We start from the raw sequence: 24,708 nt of genomic DNA, 5'->3' as shown, positions 1-24,708 counted from the left end.
CATGGGAGCCAGCATTACCCTTGCAGGTGAAAGCCTGATCGCGCAGAAAATCGGCGCACAACAATCGCTGAGCGTTGCCCGATTTGTCCTGGCCAACGTGCCAGGACTTGACCCGAATGCCGGTGTGGATCGAACAGCGGGCAAGCCAGTGCCGGCGCAAATCGTCGGCACCTATGACGTTACCCAGAAAGGTTTCGTGAACCCGAACCAGGTGGTCTATAGCCTGATGCTCGGTAGCGATATCGGAGACTTTGACTTCAACTGGATCGGCCTTGAGACCAGTGAAAACGTATTGCTTGCCGTAGCGTATGTGCCGGTACAGCAAAAGCGCCGAAACATCCCGCCGCGTCAGATCGGCAACAACGTGACGCGTAATTTTTTGGTGGTGTTTGACGGCGCCCAGGCGCTGACCGGGATCAAGATCGATGCCAGCACCTGGCAGCATGACTTCACCGTGCGCCTAAGCGGCATTGATGAGCGCGAGCGCTTGAGCAATCGCGATGTTTTCGGGCGCGCTTGCTTCCACGGCAGTGCGCTTGAACTGCAAAAAGTGGGCAATGCGTACAGCCTGAAACCTGGCATTGCCTATGTAGAAGGTGTTCGGCTGGAGCTAAAAGGCGTCCAAGCTGTTGCTGTTCCTTCAATCCCTAACGTGGCATGGCTTGACGTACGCCTGCAGCGCGAATTGAGCGATGTGGTCGGTACGTTCCAGGTTGTGTTTGGTTGGGACAAGCAGGACTACACCGACAGCACAGGTGTACGGCATTACCTGGTGCCCATTGCGGAACTGCCAACAACGGCCGCAATCAGCGATCTGCGAGCCGTTGAGCCGATCACTGGCGAGTTGATCAAGCACCTAGCCGCTCGTACTGGTGATTATCCGGGCTTACGCGCTCGGTCCACGACAAAGGATGACGTGGGGCTGGGGCAGATCCCGAATGCCATCAGCAGTGATTCAAACTCGGATGACCCTTGGGTACTGGCCACCACGCATATGGTGCAGTTGGTACGTAACAACCTGTATGCCGGCATCAACGCGTTGATGACCGGCACCACAGCGGCCGGCAAAGCCTTGAAGCTGGCCACGGCGCGTACGTTTAAATTTAGTGGCGCGGCAACAGGTAGCGCGACGTTTGACGGCACCGCTGACCCGGAAATTGCGCTGACGCTGGCTAACAGTGGGGTGACGCCCGGTGGCTACACAAAAGTGGCGGTTAACGCGAAGGGGATTGTTTTTGCAGGCGATAATCCCACGACATTGGGGGGGTACGGAATCACTGACGCCTACACCCGAGGTGAGGTGGCCAACGGCTTTGTAAAGCAGGGCGGTGGTGCTGGTCAGACCTTCAACAGAGTTTGTATTGGCTGGTCCTCGATCGGTTTAAAGGCGAGCGTTGATGATATCGACTTGGGGCGTATCTGGACTGAAAACAACTTTAATCCGAGTTCGAAGGCCGATAAAGCAGGCACTCTTGCGGGTTATGGAATTACCGATGCCTACACAATCGATCAGACAAATCAACAGATCAATTACCGAGTTATTCGGGACGGAATAACTACCGCTGGTTTTGCCGGGAATGACGCCAAGCTTCCATACTTTCGCCGGGAGTCAGACGGGCTCGTTCAATACTTGCAAACAAGGCTGGGGTTTACGCCCGTGCGGCAAGGTGGCGGAATAGGTCAGCTGGACAATGCTGTTAGCATCGGGTGGAGTTCTACGGGGCTAAAAGCTACCGTTGACGGTTTGGATCTCGGTGTTGTCTGGTCTTCTTATAATTTTAACCCTGATGAGAAGGCAAACAAAGGTAGTACGCTTGCCGCATATGGAATTACCAATGCCTATACAGTTGAACAAACGAATCAACAGCTTTTACTGAGAACTGTAGGCGACTCAGTGTCCACGGTCGGATTTGCCAGTGGGAATCCTATTTTTCCGTACTTACGTCATAAAGAAAATGGGCAGGTTTACTACTTACAGACACAGCTTGGATTTACCCCTGTCGAACAGGGCGGCGGCGCCGGCCAAGCCTCTAACAAAATTAAATACGGTTGGGATGGGCAAGGCCGTGGCATGCGTGTTCAGGTTGATACTTCCGACATGGGGCTGCAGTGGGGCGAGAAGAATTTTTACAGGCCTGATAGCGATAACTTTATGGGTGTCGGAGTAACCGGTACGTCGGTACAGCTCCCACCTGGCGGGTCATGGTGTTACTCGCTGATGCACTACTACATATCCGGCCAGGGCGTTGTTGGCAAAAGTGGCCACGCCCCTGGTGGGACAGTTATTTCTTTTGCTGGTGGAGCAACTATTTACGGCTTTGCTTGGAGGTATGCACCTTGATTGAGGAATTTGAAAAGAATGAAGTTGCGGCTCCGATCGAGGATTCACCATCTGCCCCGCCTGCGGAAATAATGGTGATGTTCAGCGACGTGTCAGTTAAAGCGGACAAAACTTTTGTGGTCACCGTTGCCGGTAATCGTTGTCATGTTACCCAGGACTACAACAGGCCTTTGTATCAGGCCATTCGCGCCTACCTGGACGACGGCGGGAAGTTCTCAAAATATGCGGAGGATGTTTTCGTCGATTCAGATCCTCTTGTACTTGCACGACTTTGGGCTGAAACAAGTTTGCAGAAAACGGAAACGCTCGTTGCTCAATACCGCGACGCCCGCGACTTGGGCGGGGACTTGCCAATCAATGCTGAGCAATTCACAGCTCTGCTGACTTGGCGTCAGGCGGTTAGAGACTGGCCGAAAGCCAAACGCTATCCGGCGGAGTCGACCCAGCCCAAAGCCCCTGCCTGGTTGAGCGCGGTTCTACAAAATGGCGAATGATTGGGCACCAGTGACTATGCGCTGGCCCGAGCAGGCCACCCAATGGATGGGGCAACTGTCAGCGGCTCAAGGGCTTGCCGGCGGCGAGCTGGCCAGCACTTCTAAGCGTCTGACGGCCCTCAACGGGAAAGCCTCAACAAGCCCTGGGCCGGTGGGTGATGCCGCTCAAGGTGCGATAGCGGCCGGCCGCTCGGCAATCACAGAACAGTTGGGCGAAGCGCCGACGTGCCTGGTAGTGACGCCGTTCCAAAGTGGTATTGGCCAGGGCCGCGGCTATCAGCGCTTCCTGTCTGCGCCGAACTTGCTGCAGCTGCTCGCCGGCAAACTGGTGGACGTGAGCGACACCGGGCGACCGAACGGCCCCCAGTTCGCCCTGTGCCTGATGTTCCTGTCCACACGCTTTGATCAGTTGGCTGCGAGCCTGGCGCGCTTCAATGCGTTGGTACCGATGCCTGACCTGGTGAGAGCTGAACGCCGTGCACGGCACCTGTCGAAGCTGGAGACAGAAAAGTGGGAGATTCCCGCCGCCGGCACCTTGCCGCGTTGGCAAGCACTGCCCCTGGAGCGCTGCACTGTGGTCAAGGCCGCGCAGCAATCTATGGCCGGCCAGTTGGCCGTCTTGGAAGGTTACGCGGCCGACAGCTCGCCCATGGCCGACCTTGCCGCACTGGCCAACCGTAAGGCCACTCAGCAAAAGGATCGTGATCAGCATCTGGCCGACCTGAAAGCCCTCTTGGCTGATGGCAGTCCGGATAGCAGCATGCGCGCCCGCCTCATCGGCCCCGGTAGCGCCACAGAGTTACGCCAGGAACTGTTGGCGGGTGATGGCCCAGGGCATGAATGGGTTCTGTGCGCCGGTGCGCTGCTGGTGGGATCTGAGAAGGGTTTGAGCTTCGTTCGTGAACTGGTGGGCCTATGACGCTGCTACTTGACGGGCAAGAGGTGCGCGGGAAGAACCTCAAGGTCACCGGCAACCTGCGCATCGAGAGCGACGACCTGTCGGGCCAGACCAGCAACACCGACAAGGGGCACAAGGGTTTCAAGCCCAAGACCCTGACGGTCAGCCTGATGATTCCTTTCGTTGACCAGGTGCAATTGCGTGACCTGATGCGCCTGGTGGAAGCGACCGAAGGCGGTGGCCAGCTCAAGACATACCGCATCGTCAACGACACCGCCGCTGCGTTCGGCATGCGCCAGGTGACCTTCACTGAGGGCGTCAGCGCCCGTGAAGACGACAACCTGCGCGGCTGGCTGATTCAGTTCACGTTGACTGAAAAGCTGTCGAACCCGGAGAAAGTCGAAGGGCGGCGATCGGGCAACGCGGTGACAGCACAGTCGGGCCCCGGTGGGGCAGTCGGCGGCCCTGGCGGCACCAGTGGCGACTCGAGCGACGGACCCGAGGAACTGACCGGCTTCGAAGCCACGTTGAAAAAGGTGGATGGTTGGCTGGGTGGGAGTGACAAGACATGAAGCTGCACAAGGAGCTGGCCATAAACGGCGTGCCCTACGTCCTGGTGAAAAACGAAGTCCGGCTGGACGCAAAAAGCCCCGGCCGGGCGACCTTTACCATTCAGGCCAAAGCGCCAGTTAAAGGCCTGGTAACGCTCGATATCGGCTACAACGGCGGCACGCTGCAGCGTCACTTCATCGGCTACGTGGAACGCTCCACCACGGCCAGCAGCACCCAGCAGGTGCTGTTCTGCCGAGAACTTGCCGCGATCCTGGCCAACCCGTTGCCGCTGAACCTGCGCCACGTCGACCTACGCGCCGTCCTGGTTGAGATCAGCCAGCACACGGGCTTGCGCTTTCGCGTACCGGAACAGCCGTATGCCAGTGTCAAGGCGCCTTTTTTCTACAGCCTGGCCGCCGGCTATCAAGCGATGGACAGCCTGGCCCGGGTTTTCAACATTCCCGACTTCATCTGGCAGCAGCAGGGTGACGGGGAAGTGTTTGTGGGCAGTTGGGCTGACAGCTTCTTTGGCGTTCGCTCGTCGCTGCAGCTGCCGGTGGAGCTGTTTGACGACTACCAGGGCAACCAGAGCGCGATGATTGCAGCCCTTCCAGGAATGCGACCAGGTGCAACGATCAACCACGGCGAGCGCATCACCAGTGTGGCGCTCATCGACAACCAGATGGCCATCCGATGGACGACGCAATTCGCCGCAGCGTAGAACGACAATTCCCCGAACTCACCGGCGGTTACCACTTGCCACGCTTTGCCCGGGTCGTAGCCGTGGCAGATGCCCCGGCCGGCGCCGGCATCTGTGATGACTTCCGCCCGCGCTACGCGGTCGACATCGAGGTCCTGGGGCCGGACGGCGAGCCAGACACCAAGCTGCCGATCCTGGCCGGCGTGCCTTTGCCGTTGCCCACCGGCGGCGAAGAGATGGGCATCTACGCATTCCCCGAGGAAGGCACCCAAGTTGTCGTGTGCTTCGCCTACGGCCTGCCGCACAAACCGTATATTCAAACGATATTGCCGCACGGCTTGAGTATGCCCAGCGTCCCGAAGGGCGATCAGGTGTGGCAGCACAGCGAAGCCTGTCAGCAGCGGGTAGACGCTGACGGCAATTGGCTGCGCCAGACTGACGGCAAGATCGTGGACAAGGCGATCGAACGCGAAGTGCATGCGATGGGTAATACCGAGAGATTCCAGAGCCACAGCCGCACCGTGGACGATCACTCAACCGAGTCGGTAGGGGGGATTAAAACGCTTGAAGCCTTGGGCGCTCTCAAGCTGCTTTCGGGCGGATCTGCGAGCCTGGCGGCGGTTGATGATTTACACCAGGCCACCGGGCGGGATTTGAACCTGGTGGTAGCTCAGAAGTACAACGCCACCATAGGCGGCGACATGGCGGAGAAGATCGAGGGGCTTCGCAGAAGCGTGACAGCTGTCAGCCAGCGACTGCAGGCGCCGAAAAATTGGATCGGGTCCGAGAGCGTCAATCTTTTCCAGGTCGTGTGTGACACCCTCGACTTGCTGCAGCAGATGAACACGCAACTGGCTGCTCATACTCATGGACCAACGCCGCCACCTAGTAACGCTGCTGCATTCACGGCCAACGCCGGTGCCGCCATTCAAATGGCTGGAAAGTTGAAACCTGTCACTTTGTAGCTTCACCAATCCTGACCGTCTAGCTTGCAACCGTTCCAGGCTTCTCCCAATATGCGCGCCTGGAAAAGCACTAGCGTAAGGACATAACACTGTGCATAAGATTTCATCATTACAAGCGGCCAGAGGGCTGGCCGCACTTGCAGTAATTGCATTTCACTCGCTATTCATCAACGCTAAGTACATTCCTGGAGCCACTTGGCTACCGGACATATTCGTGTTTGGGCAAACCGGTGTGGATCTGTTTTTTGTAATAAGCGGATTCGTTATGGTGCTTGCTTCGGCAAACAAGTTTGGCGTGCGAGGTGAAATTTTTAATTTCCTCAAAGGTCGCGCAATACGTATTTACCCAGTCTACTGGGTTTACTTTTTTGCTGTGTTGCTGGTTTTTTTGTTAAAGCCCGGCATGGTCAACAGCTCTCAAGCAGGCGAAGTAAATCTTCTACATTCATTCCTACTTTTGCCTGACGCCAATTTGCCACTTGTAATGGTCGCCTGGTCGTTAATCCATGAAGTTTGGTTCTACCTGGTGTTCGCCTTTATTCTGCTGTTACCAAAACGATGGGTGCCGTTGGCTTTCGCCGCTTGGCTCTGCGCTGTGGCCATCGCCTCTGTGCTTTACACCGGCCCGGAGAATCCCTATTTACGCACTGTTAAGCACGAATTTTCGATAGAGTTTATCCTCGGTGCGCTCGCTGGCATCGCTTACTTGAAGGCCATCAGTGAACCATCTAAGTGGCGTTTGCCTACTGGCCCGGTGGCTTTGTTCGGTGTGTGCCTGATAGCTTATGCCGTGATATCAGATTTAATCGATGGGTCAGATGTAATTCAGTCTATCTCTCTAAGTCGGGCGTTCATAGTCGGAGGTGGTTATACGCTATTACTTCTCGCACTGGCACTGCAAGAGTCTAAATCTCAATGGGCGGTGCCGGGCTTCCTTAAGTCTTTGGGCGACATGTCTTATTCACTTTATCTGTCGCACATACTTACACTAAGTCTGTGTGGTCGCATTTGGACTGTATTCGGCAACACAGATGGAGGCATTGCCGCCTCTGTTCTATTCTGGGCAATATCCCTACCGATAGTGATTGTTGTCGGGTATTTGAGTTATTGGCTAATAGAGCGCCCTTTGACCAAGTATCTTTCTCACGGGCTAAAAGTGAAAAGAAATAGTCAGCCAGTAGTCAATTAAATATTGACCGGACCTTATGACTCATAGGGTCCGGTCGTTCAATTTCATTCCTGCCGGCACCACCAAGATTGTGCGTAAGCACACCCGTCGACGTACTCAATACCACTCAGAACGAATCCTGTGGGAGCCATCCCCGATAACGTGGCATCGAGCAAGCACGGCAGCGGTGACGGCTCTTTTGGCCATGTTGGAATAACTCTCGCGACATTCGAACTGCGGCCCAATTCCTCCCTCGCCTGAGCTACGACACTAACGTCACCTTTGATGGGAGCGTACCGCCTCCTTTCAAGGGCGGTCAGAGCAACGCCTTTGCAGCGCATGGGTGTTATCAGCATGTGCATCGTGACTTCCTCCTACTCGCCACATGGCTCATCCAAGATCGCCTCAACCGCATAGGCCAGGGCGCCATCCGCTTGTTCCAGAAAGTCGCTTAACTCATAGACGTCAATTAATCCCGCTCGGTGGAGCGCGTGCGCGTTGTGGATCAGCGCCTTGTGATGTGTCGCGGGATGTCTCAACAACTCGGCCTGGTCCTGCAGTAATGCGTGCCAAGCGCTTTTTGTAATGGCCGGGGAGTCGAGGTTCATGTTCATGCTGATGGCTCTGCAATTAACTGTATATGCAACCAGTATATGGTCCTGTCAGACCAGCGCGTGGGTGATCCGACGAACTGCGACCGGTGAGCGCGAGAAAACCACCGCGTCAGAAAAAATCTGTTCGAAAAAGCACTTATCCCCCTCCCGCCGACGGGCTTTCCGCGTCTTTTTTTTGCAAATTCGATTGTCGTGCAAACTGACTTCCCGCCCAGCACTGTCGCGGGGCAAGCGAGGGAAGCGGCAATTGCACAGGATGCAAAGGTTTGCAAAAAAATGCAGGATTACTGCACCACGCTTGCGACGGGCTGAAAGTGGGAGCACATAGCCCACTGGCTTTATGTACGGGGAGCAGCCACCAGAAAACTAGGGATTTCCGCAGTTTTCAAATTCAGGAAAGATCGAAATTCTTGCTGCGAGCGGGCGCAAAAAGCAGAGTCGAAAATGGCCAGAAGTCACGGCGCTCGGGCGTTTGGCGAAATGCGGCCTTTTCACAATTTTGAATAACCGAAACTTAGATAGGGATAGATCAATGTGGGAGTTTTTTGCTAGTGACGTGGGGAAGGTTGCTCTTGGAGGTCTCATCGCAACGACCGGCTCTTTGATCCTATTCGCTTTGGGATGGGTGAAGGAGTCGCGCCTTTCATCCAAAAAGCAAGAAATCGAAGCTCAGCACCTTGGCATTCGGCTGGTACTTGTCTTGGATAAGCTGGTAGCCGACTGCTACAACGCGGTACACGATCCACTTTTCACGGATGCCCAGGGCTGCACCCGTAGCGCGGTGCGAAACCCTGAATTCGCGCTTCCTGAAGGCGGCGACTATCGGGCACTACCGACCCAACTGATGTACGACATCATGTCGATGCCCAATAGACTCAACGCCATCAAAGAAGGCATGGAATCTGTCGGGGACCAGTCCTCCCCGCCTGACTACGAAGAGTATTACCAGTACCGGGAAGAAAACCTGTCGAAGCTAGGGTTAAAAGCAATCGGACAGATCGAATCTCTCTGTAAGACATACGAAATCCCACCACCCGAACGGCCTAAGTATTACGCCCCAAAGGAAGACTTAATATCCAAATTGGAAAGAATGGAAGAAATTGACAAGATGCGCGCTACATTCAGCGGGGCGGTCACTCCGCCTGTGCAGCAATGAGCAACGCGATCATTAATCCGTCCAAAACCCGTCCAATTTAGGTAGGTTTAATTTCTGCACATATGCACAGGCACCATCTGAAAGCATTGATTTTGCTGGCGGTTACCAATGTTTACGGCTCTTTAACTCGGGCTCATAATCCTTTGGTCCACGGTTCAAGTACGTGTGAGCCCACCAAATCAAAAGCCGCGCATTGCGCGGCTTTTGAGTGTCTGAGCTACCCCCCTATCTCGCAATCTGCTGCCCAATTTTCGGGCTCCCTACAGAAGCATAAAGCTCTCCTGCAGAGGTTATGGATGAAAGGTCATAGGCAGAAAGCTGTGTATATTTTAAAGATCTTAAGGGCAACCCAGGGATACAAAGCCGACCTTGGGGTTGGCTTTTGCGATGGTGGTGGACATGTCTAACCTCGGTATTGAATGACGCCGCCAGTCGGGCACGACACGGCGGTAGACGGGCGCTTTGGTGCGCCTCTGATCAAAAAGTGCGCAATTCTATCGACGGGCAGCGCGCTTGACCAGCTTTATGCGGGGAAATGCGACGAGTGCGGCATGGCGCAAAGCGTGATCATGCCTGCCACAGTGCGGCTTGCAAGCGGATAGTGGTTCTCTCACTATGCGCGCGCTCAATAGCACTTACGTCAAGGACCTAATCCCGTGCACAAAATTTCCGCATTGCAGGCGGCCAGGGGACTGGCTGCGCTCGCAGTCATTGCCTTTCACTCACTTTTTATCAATGCAAAGTACCTTGCTGGTGCTACCTGGCTACCGGACATGTTCGTGTTCGGGCAAACCGGTGTGGATTTGTTCTTTGTTATCAGCGGCTTTGTGATGGTGCTGGCGTCGGCCAATAAGTTCGGTGGGCGGGGTGAAGTGCTCGGCTTCCTTAAAGGCCGCTTCCTACGAATCTATCCGGTGTATTGGGTGTACTTTTTCGCGGTGATGCTGGTGTTCCTGCTCAAGCCCGGCATGGTCAACAGCTCCCAGGCGGGCGAAGTCAGTCTGCTGAATTCGTTCCTGCTGTTGCCGGACGTCAATCTACCACTGGTCATGGTTGCCTGGTCGTTGATCCACGAGGTCTGGTTTTACCTGGTGTTCGCGCTCATTTTGCTGCTGCCACGACGATGGATGCCGTTGGTATTCGTTGCCTGGCTTTGCGCCATCCTTGCTGCCTCTGTGCTGTATACGAGCCCGGCCAACCCCTATCTACGGGTTATCAGGCACGAATTTTCCATTGAGTTCATCTTCGGCGCGCTGGCCGGCCTGCTGTATTTGCAGGTGGTCAGTGGGGCATTCCAGTGGCGCTTGCCTGGCGCTCTGGTCGGTCTGATCGGTGTGGGCCTGCTGGCTTATGCGCTGGCGTCGGGGACCGTCGATGGGTCGGACGTCATCCAGTCCATCTCTCTGCAACGCGCACTGATTGTGGGCGGTGGCTATACCTTATTGTTGCTGGCGTTGGCGCTGCAGGAGTTCAAGTCTCAATGGCAGGTGCCAGGCGTTCTGACGTCACTGGGTGACATGTCTTACTCACTTTATCTGTCACATATCCTTACGCTGAGCGTGTGCGGTCGACTCTGGGTGGCCTTTGGCAGTGTTGAAGGTGGGCTTGTGGCCTCTGTGGTGTTCTGGGCGATATCCCTGCCGGTGGTGATAGCTGTTGGGTACATGAGCTACAGGTTTGTAGAGCGTCCTTTGACTCAGCGTCTTTCTCGACGCCGAGCAGGGCGCGTGAGTGCTCAGTCAGTCGCCAACTAATCATCACCCTTTGCGCTATGCTTCGCGCCGTTGCGCACGGGTGAAACCCCGGGGTCAATAAAACGTCTGTTACGAGAAGTAAAACAGCGCATGCTAGGGTCAGCTTAGGCGCGTTGTTTATAAAAGACCTCAGGTCAAAGGGCAGGAGTGGTTGATGGGTCAGGCAAATAGTCAGGCGGCAGGTGCCGAGCATTCCAATGCAAAGCCGATTGGCATGCTGGTGGCGGCGGTCGGGGTGGTTTACGGCGATATCGGTACCAGCCCGCTCTATACCCTTAAAGAAGTGTTTACCGGTGGTTACGGTGTGCAGGTCAACCATGATGGTGTGCTGGGTATCCTGGCGCTGATCTTCTGGTCGCTGATCTGGGTTGTATCGATCAAATACATGCTGTTCGTGCTGCGCGCCGACAACCAGGGCGAGGGCGGCATCATGGCGCTGACGGCACTGGCACGGCGGGCGGCAGGCACGCGCAAGCGCCTGCGCAGTTTTCTGGTGGTGTGCGGCCTGTGCGGTGCGGCGCTGTTCTACGGCGACAGCATGATCACCCCGGCGATTTCGGTGCTGTCGGCCATTGAAGGTCTGGAATTGGCGTTCGATGGCCTGGACAAATGGGTCGTGCCAATTGCACTGGTGGTGCTGGTGGCGCTGTTCCTGATCCAGAAACACGGCACCGACCGTATCGGCAAACTGTTCGGGCCGGTGATGGTCACCTGGTTCCTGGTGCTGGGCGGCCTTGGGATCTATGGCATCACCTTGCACCCTGAAGTGCTCAGCGCGATGAACCCGATGTGGGCCGTGCGGTTCTTCGAGGCCCACCCAGGCATTGGCGTGGCGATCCTTGGCGCCGTGGTGCTGGCACTGACCGGTGCCGAGGCGCTGTACGCCGACATGGGCCACTTCGGGCGCAAACCCATTGCCCGCGCCTGGTTCATCCTGGTGTTGCCGGCACTGGTGCTCAACTATTTCGGCCAGGGCGCCATGCTGCTCGGCGACCCGGAAGCCGCGCGCAACCCGTTCTACCTGCTGGCGCCGAGCTGGGCGCTGATCCCGCTGGTGGTGTTGTCCACCCTGGCCACGGTGATTGCCTCCCAGGCGGTGATTTCCGGCGCGTTCTCGTTGACGCGCCAGGCGATCCAGCTGGGTTACATCCCACGCATGCATATCCAGCACACCTCCAGCGCCGAGCAGGGCCAGATCTACATCGGCGCGGTGAACTGGTCGCTGATGGTCGGCGTGATCCTGCTGGTGATTGGCTTCGAGTCCTCCAACGCACTGGCCTCGGCCTACGGCGTGGCGGTGACCGGAACCATGCTGATGACCACCATCCTGGTGTCGGCAGTGATGCTGCTGCTGTGGAAGTGGCCACCGATCCTGGCGGTGCCGGTGCTGGTCTGCTGCCTGTTGGTGGACGGCCTGTATTTTGCCGCCAACGTGCCGAAAATCATCCAGGGCGGTGCCTTCCCGGTGCTCGCGGGCATTGTGCTGTTCGTGCTGATGACCACCTGGAAGCGCGGCAAACAGCTGCTGGTGGAGCGCCTCGACGAAGGCGGGCTGCCGTTGCCGATCTTTATCAGCAGTATCCGCGTGCAGCCGCCTCACCGCGTGCAGGGCACGGCGGTGTTCCTCACCGCGCGGCCGGACGCAGTGCCCCACGCGCTATTGCACAACCTGCTGCATAACCAGGTGTTGCACGAGCAGGTGGTGCTGTTGACGGTGGTTTACGAGGACATTCCTCGCGTGCCGGTTACGCGGCGTTTCGAGGTCGATGCCTACGGCGAAGGCTTCTTCCGGGTCATCCTGCATTTCGGGTTTGCGGATGAGCCGGACGTGCCCGAAGCCCTGAAGCTGTGCCATCTGGACGAGCTGGACTTCAGCCCGATGCGCACCACGTACTTCCTCAGCCGCGAAACCGTGATCGCCTCGCGCATCAAAGGCATGGCGCGCTGGCGCGAAGCGCTGTTTGCGTTCATGTTGAAAAACGCCAACGGCAACCTGCGCTTCTTCAAACTCCCGGTAAACCGGGTGATCGAGCTGGGCACACAGGTCGAGATGTAATCTTCTGCGACACGGGAGCCGGCACTCGGCTCCCGCTTTCCTTTCTGAACCCTGTGCAATCCAGCGTTGTCGACTAGGCTCTAAGCACTGTTTGAATAGTGCCCACAGAACCCAGAAGAGGTGCGCCATGAGTCAGCTGCTCGAACCCTACACCCTCCGTCAATTGACCCTCCTCAACCGCATCGCCGTGTCGCCGATGTGCCAATACTCGTCCGACGATGGCCTGGCCAATGACTGGCACCTGGTGCACCTGGGCAGCCGCGCCGTCGGTGGCGCCGGGCTGATTTTTACCGAAGCCACCGCCGTCACCGCCGATGGCCGCATCACCGCCCAGGACCTGGGCCTGTGGAATGACGCGCAGATCGAACCGTTGCAACGCATCACCCGCTTTATTGCCGCCCAAGGCGCGGTGGCGGGTATCCAGCTGGCGCACGCCGGGCGTAAGGCCAGCACCCACCGGCCGTGGATCGGCAAGCACGGCAGCGTCAAGCCGGAAGACGGCGGCTGGGTGCCGGTGGGCCCCTCGCCGATTGCCTTTGACCCGAACCACACGCAACCCAAGCCACTCGATGAAGGGCAGATCCAGCAGGTGATTGCCGACTTTGTTGCCGCCGCCAAGCGTGCGCTGACCGCCGGTTTCGAAGTGGTGGAAATCCACGCCGCCCACGGTTACCTGTTGCATCAATTCCTCTCGCCGATCAGCAACCAGCGTCAGGATCACTACGGCGGCTCGTTTGAAAACCGTATCCGCCTGGTGCTCGAAGTCACCAAGGCCGTGCGCGCCGTCTGGCCCCAGGAGCTGCCGCTGTTTGTGCGGGTGTCAGCCACCGATTGGGTGGAAGACGGCTGGAACCCCGATGAAACCGTGGAGCTGGCGCGCCGCCTCAAAGACCTGGGCGTGGATCTTATCGACGTGTCCTCCGGTGGCACCGCCGCCAACGCCGAGATTCCCACCGGCCCGGGCTACCAGACGCGGTTTGCCGAGCGCGTACGCAAAGAATCCGGTATCGCCACCGGCACGGTGGGCATGATTACCGAACCGGCCCAGGCTGAACACATCCTGCGCACCTGCCAGGCCGACATCATTTTCCTCGCCCGTGAGCTGTTGCGTGACCCTTACTGGCCGCTGCATGCCGACGATGACCTGGGTGGGCGCAAAGCCATCTGGCCCGCGCAGTACCAGCGGGCGACTCACCGTGATCAGCCGATTCATGAGTCTGACCTGCGGGATTGAGCCCGCGCCTGCCTGCAATAAACCCACCCGACTCGGTGGGTTTTTTGTTTCCCGCGTTTAATGCAAGCCTGATCCGCAGCTGTATGAGCGGAGCCTCACGATGCCCACCTTTACCGACTGCTGCGTGCGAAAGGGTTGTAGGTATTTGTTACCGAAGTATTTTTTTAAGTGAATACTCTAAAAAAATCCCACACGTGTCGAGATTGTTTCTACGCTTAGGGTAAGTGTGATTTCTGGCCCAGGGAGTCAGGCTGTTTGTCCTCGAAGCCATTGCGCTTCGCGAGCGTTGGGAATGGGCACCAGGAGTATTTGACTGATATCAGGAGTAACGGTCCATGACCAAATCCTATGGCGTAGCGGGTGCGGTGGCGTCTTTTTGGAGTCGCCGAATGTCTTTGCGAGGGCGAAGGTTGAGTTCGGATGAGGTGGAATTGCTGGCGCAGTATCGCGCCCTGACCGAAAACGATCAGGTGGCGATGCGCTACTTGATCGGCGCAATGAAGAGTGTGTCGCGGTTTTAACCGGCATTGGATCCTTCCCACGCGGGAACGTGGGAAGGATCTGTTGGGGCGTATCAGCTGTACTTGCGCTGGTCCGGTGCCGGCGGGAAGTACTGATACAGCCAGGTCTCACTCAAGGTGCGGTCCTGGGTGCGGATAAACAGGCGCAGTTCAACCGGCTCCACACTGTCGCTGGTCGGGTACCAATCGAACAGAATGCGATAGCCCTTGATGTTGTCCAGCACCAGCACACTGAAGTCTTTGACTTCACCGTGGGAACAGGTCACCACCGGCTCGATCCCGGTGCCGGCCGGCAGGCGATCCAGGCCCCCACCCTTGAAATCCACGGCAAAGCGGCGCGCCCACACTTCGGGGTAATGCTCGCCCGGTGCCCAGCCTTCGGTAAAACCGCCCATGCCGGAACGGGTGGCATCCACTTGCGCCAGCGGCGTGCTCACTGGCGGCAGCGCGCTCCAGTACAGCTTGTAGCCGTAGTTGAGTGATTCACCGGCAGCCACAGGCTTTTTCGGGGTCCAGAAGGCTACGATGTTGTCCAGGGTTTCGCCGGTGGTGGGGATTTCCAGCAGGTCGATCGAGCCTTCGCCCCAGGCGGTGGTCGGTTCCACCCACAGGCTTGGGCGCTTGCTGTACCAGTCCACAGTGTCCTGGTAGCTGGCGAACTCATGGTCGGTCTGTACCAGGCCGAAACCTTTCGGGTCGGTGTCGGCAAAGGCGTTGAATTGCAGCTTGGCCGGGTTGTTCAGCGGGCGACAGATCCACTCGCCGTTGCCACGCCACATGGCCAGCCGGTCCGAGTCGTGGATTTGCGGGTGGATGGTGTCGCACATCCGGCGTTCATGGGTGCCGCAGCTGAACATGCTGGTCATGGGCGCGATGCCCAGTTGCTCGATGGCGGTGCGCGCGTTGATATGCGCGTCGATGGCCATCACCACCTGGCTGGCCTGGCAATCGATGTCAAAGCGATAGGCGCCGGTGGCGCTCGGCGAGTCGAGCAGGGCGTAGACCACAAAACGCGTGGCGTCCTTGCTTGGGGTTTCGAACCAGAACTGCGTGAAGTCGGGGAATTCTTCGCGTTTTTTCGCGTAGGTATCAATCGCCAGGCCGCGTGCGGAGAGGCCGTACTGGCCGGTTGCATCTACCGCACGAAAGTAGCTGGCGCCGAGAAACGACAGCACGTCATGGCGGTCCAGTTCCGGCGCCTTGAACAGCTTGAAGCCGGAGAAGCCCAGGTCGCCGGTCAACTGTTTAGTGTCCACCGTGGTCTTGGCATAGTTGAACAGCGACGGGCGGAAATGCACCTCGCGGGCTTCACGGGTCTTGGGATCTACGCTGTGCATGCGTACTGGCGTCTTGAAACCCATGCCGACATGGAAGAATTGCACGTCGAGCTGGCCGTTCAGCTCCTTCCACAGCGAATGGTTGCCGTCGTAGCCGATGGCATTGAAATTCTGCGGGGTCATGGTCGCCAGGGTCGGCGGCAGTACCTGTTTAGTGTCTTTGTATGCGGTGGCGGCGAGCTGCTTGGCCTGGGCCTTGAGCGTTTCGAAGTCGAACGCCACGGCCTTGCCATCGGCGGCGCGGTTCCCGGCCCAGGCCTGCGCGGCCAACAGGCCACTGGCCGACAAACCGGTGTAAGCCGCAATGGCCATTGACGCTTTGAGCAAATTCCTGCGGTGCATAGAGACAACCTGTCGTGAGCAAATCCCGCGCCGTTCCTGGCACGTAACGGATAAGAAATAACGGTTCGGACATGCCTTCGACCAAACGCAACGGACAATAAACAGACGCCGGATAGCTTAAGCGGTTCGATGCAGAAGGAAAATTGATTGATGGCGGGGTGATGGCTTTGCATATGAAACAAGACGTTTCAAATACGCACTGCTGGCGTTACATCTGGAAGCACTCTAGATCGCGGCTTTTTGGCACTTAGTTTTACGCTGGGAGCCTATTGGTCCTACGAACCCAAGTGTCTGGAGGCTACGCATGAATACCCGTGGATTGCTCGATCAGTTGCTCAAATCCGGCCAGGACATGTTGCAAAACAAGGCCGGCGGGCAACGCAAATCGGACGACAAAAGCGCCCTCGGCGGCTTGCTCGGCGGCGGTGGGCTTGGCAGTTTGCTCGGCGGTACGAGCGGCGGCGCCCTGGCGGCGGGTGCGATGGGGCTCTTGCTGGGGAATAAAAAGGCACGCAAGTTCGGCGGCAAGGCGCTTACCTATGGCGGGCTGGCAGCCCTCGGTGTGATTGCCTACAAAGCGTACGGCAATTGGCAGGCGCAACAGGCCGGCGCCCCCCAAGGCGAGCCGCAAACCATCGACCGCCTGCCGCCGGCCCAGGTCGAGCAACACAGCCAGGGCATTCTCAAGGCGCTGGTCGCCGCCGCCAAAGCCGACGGGCATGTAGACGAGCGTGAGCGCGCCCTGATCGAAGGCGAATTCACCAAACTGGATAACGACCGCGAACTGCAAAGCTGGCTGCACGCCGAGCTGAACAAGCCCCTGGACCCCGCCGATGTGGCGCGTGCAGCCAGCACGCCGGAAATGGCCGCCGAGATGTACATCGCCAGCGTGATGCTGGTGGACGAGGAAAACTTCATGGAAAAAGCCTACCTCGACGAGCTGGCGCGCCAACTCAAACTGGAGCCTGGCCTAAAGGCCGAGCTGGAAAAACAGGTACGCCAAGCCACGCTCTGACCGCGTTCCCAGCCAGACAACACCCCGGCCGCAGTAGTGGTTCGGGGTGTTTTTGCGTTCTGTGAGCGCTACATCAAAACCTGTTGATAAATGCGGGCATCCGCTCAGCTATACTCCTCGGCATTTGATCGGCCCTTCGAGGAATTACTGTGAAGAACTGGACCTTGCGCCAACGGATTTTGGCGAGCTTTGCGGTAATTATCGCGATCATGCTGTTGATGGTCGTGGTCTCGTATTCGCGCCTGCTGAAAATTGAGGTCAGCGAAAATTCCGTCCGGGATGACGCCGTGCCTGGGGTGTTTTTCAGTTCGATGATCCGCAGCGCCTGGGTCGACAGTTACCTGCAAACCCAGGAGTTGGTCGGCGCCCTCCGAAATCAGGGCATCTCAGACGCCGACAAACAGGACTACAAGTCGTTTGAGGCGCGCCTGGAACAACACATGGCCAGTTACGCGAGCACGATCAATATCGATCAGGATCGTACTGAGTTCGACGCCTTTGAAAAACTCCACCAGGCCTATAACAAAAATCTTGCCCTGGTGCTGGACGCCCATCAGGCTGGCAACGCCGTCGAGGCGCAAAAGCTGTTCGACGAACAGCTCACACCCGCCTGGACCGCAGGCCGCATGAAGCTCAATGACATTATCAATGAGAACAAACAGGTCGCCGATAACGCCACCGCCGCCATCGATGATGCAGTGGCCGCCGCCAAAGTCAGCATGTTCGTGTCGTTGGCCGTGGCCATCCTCGCTGCCGGTTTGTGCGGCCTGTTGCTGATGCGGGCGATCATGGCGCCGATGAATCGCATCGTCGAAATCCTCGAAACCATGCGCACGGGTGACCTGAGCAAACGCCTGAACCTTGAGCGCAAGGACGAATTCAACGCTGTCGAAACCGGCTTCAACGACATGATGACTGAGCTGACCGCCCTGGTTTCCCAGGCCCAGCGCTCGTCGGTGCAGGTGACCACCTCGGTCACCGAGATCGCTGCCACCTCCAAGCAACAACAAGCCACGGCCACCGAAACAGCGGCCACCACCACCGAGATCGGCGCGACTTCGCGGGAAATTGCCGCCACGTCCAAAGACCTGGTGCGCACCATGACCGAAGTCTCCACCGCCGCCGATCAGGCGTCGGTCGCTGCCGGCTCGGGCCAGCAAGGCCTGGCGCGCATGGAAGAAACCATGCACTCGGTGATGGGCGCCGCCGACCTGGTGAACGCCAAGCTGGCGATCCTCAATGAGAAGGCCGGCAACATCAACCAAGTGGTGGTGACCATCGTCAAGGTGGCCGACCAGACCAACCTGCTGTCGCTCAACGCCGCCATCGAAGCCGAGAAGGCCGGTGAGTACGGGCGCGGGTTTGCCGTGGTGGCCACCGAAGTGCGGCGCCTGGCCGACCAGACTGCCGTAGCCACCTACGACATCGAGCAGATGGTGCGCGAGATCCAGTCGGCGGTGTCGGCGGGCGTGATGGGCATGGACAAGTTCTCCGAAGAAGTGCGTCGTGGCATGTTCGAAGTACAACAAGTGGGCGAACAGCTGTCGCAGATCATCCATCAGGTACAGGCCCTGGCGCCGCGGGTGCTGATGGTCAACGAAGGCATGCAGGCCCAGGCCACCGGCGCCGAGCAGATCAACCACGCGCTGGTGCAACTGGGCGATGCCAGCAGCCAGACCGTGGAGTCCCTGCGCCAGGCCAGCTTTGCCATTGATGAGCTGAGCCAGGTCGCGGTCGGTCTGCGCAGCGGCGTGTCGCGTTTCAAAGTCTGATGAGCGACCTCGCGGCTAAACGCGGCGCCGTCCCGGCAGCGAAAAAGGCGTTGTTCCTGGTGTTCCACATCGGCGGCGAACGTTATGCCCTCAAGGCCACGGAAGTGGCTGAAGTGTTGCCGCGCCTGCCGCTCAAACCCATCGCTCATGCGCCACTGTGGGTGGCGGGTGTCTTTGCCCACCGCGGTGCACTGGTGCCGGTCATCGACCTGTGTGCGTTGACCTTCGGCAAACCGGCCCAGGCCCGTACCAGCACGCGATTGGTACTGGTCAATTACCAGCCGCAACCTTGGCTCGAGGCGCGCTGGCTGGGGCTGATCCTGGAGCAGGCCACCGACACCCTGCGTTGCGACCCGGCCGAGTTCCAGCCTTATGGCCTGGATAACCGCGCGGCGCCGTACCTGGGGCCGGTGCGTGAAGATGCCTCGGGTTTGATGCAATGGATCGGCGTGGCCGACTTGCTCACCGATGACGTGCGCGCCTTGCTGTTTTCCAGCGAGTTGAGCCTATGAGCAACGACCCACGCTTCTTTGCCTTCTTGAAGGACCGCATTGGCCTGGATGTCGCCTCGGTCGGCGAGGCAATCATCGAGCGTGCGGTGCGTCAGCGCAGCCAGGCCGTGCAGGCGCAGACCGCGCAGGATTACTGGCAGCATTTGCAGAGTTCGCAGGATGAGCAGCAGGCGCTGATCGAAGCGGTGATCGTCCCCGAGACCTGGTTTTTCCGCTATCCCGAGTCCTTTGCGACCTTGGCGCGTTTGGCCAAGGAGCGCCTGGCGGCGATCAAGCAGATGCGCGCCCTGCGCATTCTCAGCCTGCCGTGTTCCACGGGCGAAGAGCCTTATTCGATTGCCATGGCCTTGCTCGATGCGGGGCTGGCGCCGCACCAGTTCAAGGTGCTGGGGCTGGACGTCAGCCCGCTGTCGGTGGAGCGCGCCAAGCGTGGCGTGTACGGCAAGAACTCCTTTCGCGGCGGCGATATCGAGTTTCGCGAGCGTCACTTCAGCGAACAGCCCGATGGTTTCCACATCGCCGAGCGGGTGCGCGAACAAGTGCGCCTGCAAGTCGGTAATTTGCTCGACCCGGCATTGCTGGCCAATGAGCCCACCTACGATTTTGTGTTCTGCCGCAACCTGCTGATCTACTTCGACCAACCCACCCAGAAGCAAGTGTTCGATGTGCTCAAGAGCCTGACCCACGTCGACGGCGTGCTGTTTATCGGCCCCGCCGAAGGCAGCCTGCTGGGGCGCCACGGCATGCGTTCGATTGGCGTGCCGCAATCCTTTGCATTCAGCCGGCATGCCGAACCGGTCAAGCCTGAACCGGTGTTTGTGCCGCTGCCCATCCCCCAACGCAGCGCAGCACCGATTCCGACCAAGCCGCGCCCGTTCAGCACGGTGAGCGCCCAAGTGGTGCCGATCAAGGCACCGCACAGCGATGCGGGCGACTTGCTCAGCCGCATCGCCACGCTGGCCAACGAAGGCAAAAGTGCCGAGGCCCGCGCCGCCTGTGAACAGTATTTGAGTAACCACCCGCCGGCCGCCCAGGTGTTTTACTGGCTGGGGCTGCTCAGCGACGTGGCCGGCAGCGCCCTGGAAGCCCAGGGTTATTACCGCAAAGCCTTGTACCTGGAACCGCAGCACCCGCAGGCCTTGATGCACCTGGCCGCATTGCTCGAATCCCAGGGCGACAGTGCGGGTGCGCGCCGCTTGCAGGCGCGCGCCGCGCGTAGCGAGCGTGCAGACAGTGAGTCCAAACGATGAATAACCTTGATGCGCTCGACACCGCAGGCCTGGACCTGACCCTGGCCGACACCCAAGCCATCGACGACTGCTGGAACCGTATCGGCATCCATGGCGACAAGTCCTGCCCGTTGCTCGCCGAACATATCCACTGCCGCAACTGCTCGGTGTATTCCGCCGCCGCCACGCGCCTGCTCGACCGCTACGCGTTGCAGCAGGACGACCGGCAGGCGTATGCACCCGCAGAAGCTGACGAAGACATCGTCACCCGTTCGATTCTGATGTTCCGTCTGGGTGAAGAGTGGCTGGGCATTGCCACCCGATGCCTGGTGGAGGTGGCCCCGCTGCAGCCGATTCACTCGTTGCCGCACCAGCGTTCCCGCGCATTACTGGGCGTTGCGAATGTGCGCGGCGCGCTGGTGGCGTGTTTGTCACTGGTGGAACTGCTCGGGCTGGACCCTGCCAGCACCGGCGCAAGCGGTGCGCGGGTGATGCCGCGCATGTTGATTATTGCTGCCCAGGACGGCCCGGTGGTGGTGCCGGTGGATGAAGTTGACGGCATCCATGCCATCGATGAGCGCGCCTTGAAGGCCGCGTCGGCCTCCGGCACCCAGGCCAGTGCGCGCTTCACCCAAGGCGTGTTGCAGTGGAAAGGCCGCAGCCTGCGTTGGCTGGACGAGGCGCAATTGTTGTCCGCCGTGACCCGGAGCCTCACATGACCCCCGACCAGATGCGCGATGCCTCGCTGCTGGAACTGTTCAGCCTGGAGGCCGATGCGCAGACCCAGGTATTGAGCGCGGGCCTGCTGGCCCTGGAACGCAACCCGACCCAGGCCGACCAGCTTGAGGCGTGCATGCGCGCCGCGCACTCGCTCAAGGGCGCAGCGCGGATTGTCGGCGTGGACGCCGGCGTCAGCGTTGCCCACGTGATGGAGGATTGCCTGGTCAGCGCCCAGGAAAACCGCCTGTATCTGCAACCCGAGCATATCGACGCCTTGCTGCAGGGCACCGACCTGCTGATGCGCATCGCCACGCCGGGCAATAACGTAGGCCCGGCGGATATCGAAGGGTATGTGGCGCTGATGGAACGCCTGTTGGATCCGTCGCAGCCGATCGTCCAGGCCACGCCGGCCGCCGCCGCCACTCCGGAACCTGCGCCTGCGCCGGTGATTGACCCGTTGCCGCCGGAGCCTGAGCCCGCGCTGCCTGTCAGCCCTGACCTGCCGCGCCAGAACAAGCGCATGACCGAAGGCGGCGAGCGCGTACTGCGCGTCACCGCCGAGCGCTTGAACAGCCTGCTCGACTTGTCGAGTAAATCCTTGGTAGAGACTCAACGGCTCAAGCCTTACCTGGTGAGCATGCAGCGCCTCAAGCGCATTCAAAGCAATAGCGCGCGGGCCTTGGACACGCTGGATGGCCAACTCAAGGCCATGGACTTGAGCCTCGAAGCCCAGGAAGCCCTGGCCGACACGCGCCGCCTGTTGAGTGAAGCCCAGGCGCTGCTGGCGGAAAAAACCGCCGAGCTGGATGAGTTCGGCTGGCAGGCCGGGCAGCGTGCCCAAGTGCTTTATGACACAGCGCTGGCCTGCCGCATGCGGCCGTTTGCCGATGTGCTCGCCGGCCAGGTGCGCATGGTGCGCGACCTTGGCCGCAGCCTCGGCAAGCAGGTGCGCCTGGAGATCGAGGGTGAAAAGACCCAGGTCGACCGTGACGTGCTGGAAAAACTCGAAGCACCGCTTACGCATTTGTTGCGCAATGCCGTCGACCACGGCATTGAAATGCCCGAGCAGCGGATATTGGCGGGTAAACCCGCCGAAGGCGTGATCCGCCTGCGCGCCTCCCACCAGGCCGGTTTGCTGGTGCTGGAGTTAAGCGACGACGGCAATGGTGTCGACCTGGAGCGCCTGCGCGGCACCATCGTCGACCGGCACCTGTCACCGCTGGAAACCGCCCTGCGCCTGAGTGAAGAAGAACTGCTGACGTTCCTGTTCCTGCCGGGTTTCAGCCTGCGCGACAAGGTCACCGAAGTGTCCGGGCGCGGCGTCGGCCTGGATGCGGTGCAGCACATGGTCCGCCAACTGCGCGGCGCCGTGGTGCTGGAGCAGGTGGCGGGGCAGGGCAGCCGCTTCTACCTGGAAGTGCCGTTGACCCTGTCGGTGGTGCGCAGCCTGGTGGTGGAAGTCGGCGAGGAAGCCTATGCCTTCCCGCTGGCGCACATCGAACGCATGTGCGACCTGGCGCCGGAGGATATTGTGCAGCTGGAAGGTCGCCAGCATTTCTGGCACGAAGGCCGGCATGTCGGCTTGGTGGCCGCCAGCCAGTTGTTGCAGCGCCCGCCGGGGCAGAGCAATGACGAAACCTTGAAGGTGGTGGTCATCCGCGAGCGCGATGCGGTGTATGGCATTGCGGTGGAACGTTTTATCGGCGAGCGCACCCTGGTGGTACTGCCGCTGGATGACCGCTTGGGCAAGGTCCAGGATATTTCCGCCGGTGCTTTGCTGGATGACGGCTCGGTGGTGTTGATTGTCGACGTCGAAGACATGCTGCGTTCGGTGGACAAATTGCTCAACACCGGGCGCCTGGAACGCATCGCACGGCGCAGCCAGCAGGCCACCGAAGCGCCGCGCAAGCGCGTGCTGGTGGTGGATGACTCGCTCACCGTGCGTGAGCTGCAACGCAAATTATTACTTAATCGTGGTTATGAAGTGGCGGTCGCGGTCGATGGCATGGATGGCTGGAACGCACTGCGCTCTGAAGACTTCGACCTGCTGATCACTGACATTGATATGCCTCGTATGGACGGGATCGAATTGGTCACACTCTTGCGCCGTGATAGTCGCCTGCAATCCTTGCCGGTGATGGTGGTGTCGTACAAGGATCGCGAAGAAGACCGCCGCCGTGGACTGGATGCCGGCGCCGACTATTATCTAGCTAAAGCCAGTTTCCATGACGACGCCTTGCTGGATGCCGTGATGGAACTGATTGGAGGCGCCCGGGCATGAGGATTGCGATCGTCAATGACATGCCCCTGGCGGTAGAGGCGCTGCGCCGTGCCTTGAGTCTCGAGCCCGCGCACGAGGTTGTGTGGGTGGCCAACAATGGCCTGGAAGCCGTACAGCGCTGCGCCGAACTGACCCCGGACCTGATCCTGATGGACCTGATCATGCCGGTGATGGACGGCGTGGAGGCCACGCGGCAGATCATGGCCGAGACCCCGTGCGCGATTTTACTGGTGACCGTCGACCGCCAGGCCAACATGAGCCGCGTGTTCGAAGCCATGGGCCATGGCGCCCTGGATGTGGTGGACACCCCGGCGCTGGGGGTGGGCAACCCCAAGGATGCGGCGGCGCCGTTGCTGCGCAAGATCCTCAATATTGGCTGGTTGATCGGCCAGCGTGGCAGCCGTGTACGCGCCGAAACCGCGCCGGCACGCACCACCGGCAAACGTCAGAGCCTGGTGGCGATTGGTTCTTCGGCGGGCGGCCCGGCCGCCCTGGAAATCCTGCTCAAGGGCTTGCCCCGCGACTTTCCCGCCGCCATTGTGCTGGTGCAGCATGTGGACCAGGTATTTGCCGCCGGCATGGCCGAGTGGCTGAGCAGCGCCTCCGGCTTGCCGGTGCGTCTGGCGCGGGAGGGCGAGCCGCCACAAAGCGGTGTGGTGCTGCTGGCCGGTACCAACCACCACATTCGCCTGTTGAAAAATGGCACGCTAGCCTATACCGCGGAGCCTGTGAACGAGATTTACCGGCCGTCCATCGACGTGTTTTTCGAGAGCGTCGCCAGCCACTGGAATGGGGATGCCGTCGGCGTGCTGCTGACCGGTATGGGGCGCGACGGGGCCCAGGGCCTCAAGATATTGCGTGAACAAGGCTATTTGACCATCGCCCAGGATCAGCAGAGCTGTGCGGTGTATGGCATGCCCAAAGCGGCGGCGGCCATTGATGCTGCTGTTGAAATTCGCCCACTGGACAGAATTGCGCCCCGATTGCTGGAGGTATTTGCAAAATGATCAAGACCTCTCGCGGTGCCGGCTTGCAGGACAGTAATTC

The 24,708-nt window shown here is 59.4% G+C and carries 22 protein-coding genes; 19 read left to right on the top strand and 3 right to left on the bottom strand.

Annotated features, from left to right (window positions below; translation table 11 throughout):
- Position 1: 1 nt before the first annotated feature.
- The 7 genes from FFI16_RS20310 (at position 2) to FFI16_RS20280 (ending at position 7,139) form a co-directional block, all read left to right on the top strand.
- A complete protein-coding gene (locus FFI16_RS20310) occupies positions 2–2,341 on the top strand; it encodes a phage tail protein (protein ID WP_138816510.1) in 2,340 nt (779 codons plus the stop codon).
- The gene (locus FFI16_RS20305; protein ID WP_178112696.1) at positions 2,338–2,835 is read left to right on the top strand and encodes a hypothetical protein; all 498 of its coding nucleotides are present in this window, start codon (positions 2,338–2,340) and stop codon (positions 2,833–2,835) included. The genes FFI16_RS20310 and FFI16_RS20305 overlap by 4 nt, the downstream gene beginning before the upstream one ends.
- A 16-nt stretch (positions 2,836–2,851) precedes the next feature.
- Positions 2,852–3,754: a hypothetical protein gene (locus FFI16_RS20300; protein ID WP_256666304.1), complete on the top strand. Its 903-nt coding sequence runs from the start codon at positions 2,852–2,854 to the stop codon at positions 3,752–3,754.
- On the top strand, positions 3,751–4,305 hold the full coding sequence (locus FFI16_RS20295; RefSeq protein ID WP_122527454.1) for a DNA-binding protein: 555 nt from the start codon (positions 3,751–3,753) through the stop codon (positions 4,303–4,305). Before FFI16_RS20300 ends, FFI16_RS20295 begins: the two co-directional genes overlap by 4 nt.
- On the top strand, positions 4,302–5,006 hold the full coding sequence (locus FFI16_RS20290; protein ID WP_138816508.1) for a hypothetical protein: 705 nt from the start codon (positions 4,302–4,304) through the stop codon (positions 5,004–5,006). The genes FFI16_RS20295 and FFI16_RS20290 overlap by 4 nt, the downstream gene beginning before the upstream one ends.
- Entirely contained in the window at positions 4,979–5,950 is a 972-nt protein-coding gene (locus FFI16_RS20285) for a hypothetical protein (RefSeq protein ID WP_138816507.1), read from the top strand. The genes FFI16_RS20290 and FFI16_RS20285 overlap by 28 nt, the downstream gene beginning before the upstream one ends.
- A gap of 91 nt (positions 5,951–6,041) precedes the next feature.
- Positions 6,042–7,139: an acyltransferase gene (locus tag FFI16_RS20280; RefSeq protein ID WP_138816506.1), complete on the top strand. Its 1,098-nt coding sequence runs from the start codon at positions 6,042–6,044 to the stop codon at positions 7,137–7,139.
- A 44-nt stretch (positions 7,140–7,183) separates the two neighbouring features.
- Here FFI16_RS20280 and FFI16_RS30740 read toward each other — a convergent pair whose 3' ends face one another.
- Together FFI16_RS30740 and FFI16_RS20270 are read right to left on the bottom strand one after the other, a co-directional pair.
- Entirely contained in the window at positions 7,184–7,480 is a 297-nt protein-coding gene (locus FFI16_RS30740; RefSeq protein ID WP_138816505.1) for a hypothetical protein, read from the bottom strand.
- 12 nt (positions 7,481–7,492) lie between these two features.
- Positions 7,493–7,732, bottom strand: a complete 240-nt coding sequence (locus tag FFI16_RS20270) for a hypothetical protein (protein WP_306110108.1) — start codon at positions 7,730–7,732, stop codon at positions 7,493–7,495.
- A gap of 532 nt (positions 7,733–8,264) precedes the next feature.
- Here FFI16_RS20270 and FFI16_RS20265 point away from each other — a divergent pair.
- From FFI16_RS20265 to FFI16_RS20240, 5 genes are all read left to right on the top strand, one after another.
- The gene (locus FFI16_RS20265; protein WP_138816504.1) at positions 8,265–8,888 is read left to right on the top strand and encodes a hypothetical protein; all 624 of its coding nucleotides are present in this window, start codon (positions 8,265–8,267) and stop codon (positions 8,886–8,888) included.
- A gap of 656 nt (positions 8,889–9,544) precedes the next feature.
- Positions 9,545–10,642 (top strand): acyltransferase, encoded by a 1,098-nt coding sequence (locus tag FFI16_RS20255; protein WP_138816502.1) that lies wholly within the window; start codon positions 9,545–9,547, stop codon positions 10,640–10,642.
- Positions 10,643–10,796: 154 nt separating this feature from the next.
- Positions 10,797–12,698 carry a potassium transporter Kup gene (locus FFI16_RS20250; protein WP_138816501.1) on the top strand — a complete coding sequence of 634 codons (1,902 nt, stop codon included), beginning with the start codon at positions 10,797–10,799 and terminating at the stop codon, positions 12,696–12,698.
- A gap of 127 nt (positions 12,699–12,825) precedes the next feature.
- Positions 12,826–13,932 (top strand): NADH:flavin oxidoreductase/NADH oxidase, encoded by a 1,107-nt coding sequence (locus FFI16_RS20245; protein WP_065928937.1) that lies wholly within the window; start codon positions 12,826–12,828, stop codon positions 13,930–13,932.
- Between the two features lie 335 nt (positions 13,933–14,267).
- On the top strand, positions 14,268–14,453 hold the full coding sequence (locus FFI16_RS20240; protein ID WP_017137090.1) for a hypothetical protein: 186 nt from the start codon (positions 14,268–14,270) through the stop codon (positions 14,451–14,453).
- 53 nt (positions 14,454–14,506) lie between these two features.
- Here the strand turns inward: FFI16_RS20240 and FFI16_RS20235 are convergent, their stop codons facing one another.
- Positions 14,507–16,132, bottom strand: coding sequence for a glucan biosynthesis protein D (locus tag FFI16_RS20235; protein ID WP_138816500.1), 1,626 nt, complete (start codon positions 16,130–16,132; stop codon positions 14,507–14,509).
- Positions 16,133–16,436: 304 nt separating this feature from the next.
- Between FFI16_RS20235 and FFI16_RS20230 the strand changes: the two genes are divergently transcribed.
- The 7 genes from FFI16_RS20230 to FFI16_RS20200 all read left to right on the top strand — a co-directional run bounded on the left by FFI16_RS20230 (position 16,437) and on the right by FFI16_RS20200 (position 24,668).
- A complete protein-coding gene (locus FFI16_RS20230; RefSeq protein WP_138816499.1) occupies positions 16,437–17,147 on the top strand; it encodes a tellurite resistance TerB family protein in 711 nt (236 codons plus the stop codon).
- A gap of 149 nt (positions 17,148–17,296) precedes the next feature.
- Positions 17,297–18,919: a methyl-accepting chemotaxis protein gene (locus FFI16_RS20225; RefSeq protein WP_138816498.1), complete on the top strand. Its 1,623-nt coding sequence runs from the start codon at positions 17,297–17,299 to the stop codon at positions 18,917–18,919.
- The gene (locus tag FFI16_RS20220; protein WP_138816497.1) at positions 18,919–19,431 is read left to right on the top strand and encodes a chemotaxis protein CheW; all 513 of its coding nucleotides are present in this window, start codon (positions 18,919–18,921) and stop codon (positions 19,429–19,431) included. Before FFI16_RS20225 ends, FFI16_RS20220 begins: the two co-directional genes overlap by 1 nt.
- A complete protein-coding gene (locus FFI16_RS20215) occupies positions 19,428–20,681 on the top strand; it encodes a protein-glutamate O-methyltransferase CheR (RefSeq protein ID WP_138816496.1) in 1,254 nt (417 codons plus the stop codon). Before FFI16_RS20220 ends, FFI16_RS20215 begins: the two co-directional genes overlap by 4 nt.
- Positions 20,678–21,379 carry a chemotaxis protein CheW gene (locus FFI16_RS20210; protein ID WP_138816495.1) on the top strand — a complete coding sequence of 234 codons (702 nt, stop codon included), beginning with the start codon at positions 20,678–20,680 and terminating at the stop codon, positions 21,377–21,379. The genes FFI16_RS20215 and FFI16_RS20210 overlap by 4 nt, the downstream gene beginning before the upstream one ends.
- Positions 21,376–23,661 carry a hybrid sensor histidine kinase/response regulator gene (locus FFI16_RS20205; RefSeq protein WP_138816494.1) on the top strand — a complete coding sequence of 762 codons (2,286 nt, stop codon included), beginning with the start codon at positions 21,376–21,378 and terminating at the stop codon, positions 23,659–23,661. Before FFI16_RS20210 ends, FFI16_RS20205 begins: the two co-directional genes overlap by 4 nt.
- Positions 23,658–24,668 carry a chemotaxis response regulator protein-glutamate methylesterase gene (locus FFI16_RS20200; RefSeq protein ID WP_138816493.1) on the top strand — a complete coding sequence of 337 codons (1,011 nt, stop codon included), beginning with the start codon at positions 23,658–23,660 and terminating at the stop codon, positions 24,666–24,668. The genes FFI16_RS20205 and FFI16_RS20200 overlap by 4 nt, the downstream gene beginning before the upstream one ends.
- Positions 24,669–24,708: the final 40 nt, after the last annotated feature.

Origin of the sequence: Pseudomonas sp. KBS0710, from assembly GCF_005938045.2 — a bacterium.
Classification (GTDB): Bacteria; Pseudomonadota; Gammaproteobacteria; order Pseudomonadales; family Pseudomonadaceae; genus Aquipseudomonas.
The sequence above is the reverse complement of the archived record's forward strand: the minus strand, read 5'-3'. Positions and strand labels throughout refer to the sequence as shown.